General features: G+C 47.6%; 3 protein-coding genes. All 3 read left to right on the forward strand.

Going from position 1 to position 2,391, the window contains the following annotated elements:
- Positions 1–406: 406 nt before the first annotated feature.
- The 3 genes from cbiE to QUA40_RS28415 all read left to right on the forward strand — a co-directional run bounded on the left by cbiE (position 407) and on the right by QUA40_RS28415 (position 2,356).
- Positions 407–1,675 (forward strand): precorrin-6y C5,15-methyltransferase (decarboxylating) subunit CbiE, encoded by a 1,269-nt coding sequence (gene cbiE / locus QUA40_RS28405; RefSeq protein ID WP_333132006.1) that lies wholly within the window; start codon positions 407–409, stop codon positions 1,673–1,675.
- A gap of 62 nt (positions 1,676–1,737) precedes the next feature.
- Positions 1,738–2,076 carry a hypothetical protein gene (locus QUA40_RS28410; RefSeq protein ID WP_333132007.1) on the forward strand — a complete coding sequence of 113 codons (339 nt, stop codon included), beginning with the start codon at positions 1,738–1,740 and terminating at the stop codon, positions 2,074–2,076.
- Between the two features lie 4 nt (positions 2,077–2,080).
- Complete coding sequence (locus QUA40_RS28415; protein ID WP_333132009.1) at positions 2,081–2,356, forward strand: hypothetical protein; 276 nt, start codon at positions 2,081–2,083, stop codon at positions 2,354–2,356.
- Positions 2,357–2,391 lie beyond the last annotated feature (35 nt).

Consider the following 2,391-nt stretch of genomic DNA (forward strand, 5'->3'; position numbering starts at 1 on the left):
CTCCTTCTATCAATGGCTAAGTTTTAGCTTTTGATTCATAAAAAGCGCTCCTAGTAATAGGGGCGCTTTTTGTTTGGGGAAAATTTTTAGAGACTTTATTGGGATATCTCGTTCGGTAAAATAACCGTTATAACTGACATCTTGCACTATTATTAATAAGTGTTTCACGGGCGGGCAGGAGGCCGACCTCACCAGAAGAGATGTACTGTTTATGGAACAGGCAAGATGCCTGTTATTGAGAATGCTCCAAGATGTCAGTTATAAATTTTGTAGTAAAGACTTCAGTCCTAGCGAGTTTGATGAGGACTGAATTCCTCACTATAAACCAATTTTATTGTGGTTGTTTGAGCGGAAATAATAGGATTAACAACTAACAAGTAATAACTAATAACTAAACTAATGAGTGATGACTATTGAGTTTGAGCATTCCGATGCAGGCGGAAATGAGATTAGGTGTAAGGATTCAATGCACAAATGGCTTTCGGTGGTGGGGATTGGCGAAGACGGACTTTCGGGATTGAGTGCTCACGCCCGATCGCTGCTTGATCGATCTCAAGTCGTTGTCGGCGGTGTCCGCCACCTCGCAATGCTACCAACCGACGACTTCCGGGAACAATGGATCTGGACATCGCCCCTACAAGCAACAGTCGATGAAATCATCCGCCGCCGGGGACAGTCTGTTTGTGTGCTAGCCAGCGGCGATCCGATGTGTCACGGAATTGGCGTCACGCTGTCGCGCCAAATTCCCATTTCCGAAATGACGGTGATTCCCGCAGCATCGGCTTTTAGTCTTGCTTGCGCCCGTTTGGGTTGGCCGCTGGCACAAGTTGAGACTTTCAGTTTGACAAATCGCCCGATCGCATTGATCGCCCTTGCTTTGTCCCCCGGCGCGCGCTTGCTGGTGTTGAGCGCTGACAGACACACGCCGGGAAAGGTGGCACAATTGTTGACGCAGCAGGGGTTTGGCAGCAGTTTGATGACTGTGTTCGAGCGGATGGGAGCCGAGTCGGAACGGCGGATCGAGGGGGTAGCAGCAGCCTGGAATGCAGCGGATTTGGCGGATTTGAACACGATCGCGATCGCAGTTGCAGCCGATCGCGAAACTGTGATTTTCCCCCGTACCTCGGGTTTGCCGGATGCGGCTTATCGCCACGACGGACAACTTACGAAGCGGGAGGTTAGAGCCGTTACTCTGTCAACGTTAGCACCGATTCCCGGAGAGTTGCTTTGGGATGTGGGGGCGGGCTGCGGCTCGATCGCGATCGAATGGATGCGGAGTCATCCTCAGTGCAGGGCGATCGCGATCGAACGCCACCTAACTCGACTGCAATATATTACTGAAAATGCTGCTAATTTCGGTGTTCCCGAACTCGAAATCGTTGCGGGAGAAGCGCCGGAAGCCTTGACAAATTTGCCTCAACCGAATGCTATTTTCATCGGCGGCGGTGTCACCGCAGAATCTGTGCTGGAAACTTGCTGGAATGCTTTAGGTGAAGGTGGCAGATTAGTTGTTAATGCGGTGACAGTTGAGAGTGAGTTTAAAGTTTTGCAATGGCACGATATTTACGGGGGAGAACTCATTAGAATTGGCATTCAGCGAGTAGGGGCGATCGGTTCTTTTCAGGGTTGGAAACCGCTTGCACCGGTGACTCAGTGGGCGGTAGTTAAGAGTTGAAATGCCATCGATATCTTTTCGGGAAGCTATGATAAATAATATCCTCTAAAATTATAGTGAGAATGCCAGACGAATCATCAGTAGATTCTTATCTCTATCGACTCTTTCAAGACTATTCCAACACTGAAGTTATCGAATTACAGCAATATCTTGCTGAGTGGGATAAAGGAACCTATGGGAGTGGGGCGCAAATTGTCTTAGACCATGCACAACGAAAAGGATTCGAGCCACTCAAATATCTGCGTAAAGCAGACAAATTCAACACCAGAGGTGCTGTGCCTCGGACGGGATATCGGCAGGATGGAGCCGCTGTTTATCGAAAGGGCAATGAGTTTTTAATTGTGCGATCTGACCAGTATGGTGTTGAGAAAATAGTAACGTATGGCATTAATGAGGAATAGAACTATGGCACAAGTTCAAAACAAGTTAGCGATTCAGCAAGATATTATTGTGCAGCTTTTGGCACAGTTGAATGTTGAGTATCAAAACACTAAATTAGAGCGCAAAGAGATCGCTCAGAACTATCTTGGTTCCGACGATGAGTTTTCGTTTCTGGAGGAGCTTGAGTTAGTGACAGTCCGTATTCGTGGTTATGCTAGTCAGATTGAGAGTAGCGCAGGGGTTGAGCATCGCGCATCGCGGGTGCATCTCACTTTTGCGAATGTGTCACAAAAGAGTTAAAATGAAAAAGCTAGTAAAATCGTCAAATAAAGATG

It is taken from the genome of Microcoleus sp. Pol11C3, from assembly GCF_036701485.1.
Taxonomy (GTDB): Bacteria; Cyanobacteriota; Cyanobacteriia; order Cyanobacteriales; family Microcoleaceae; genus Microcoleus.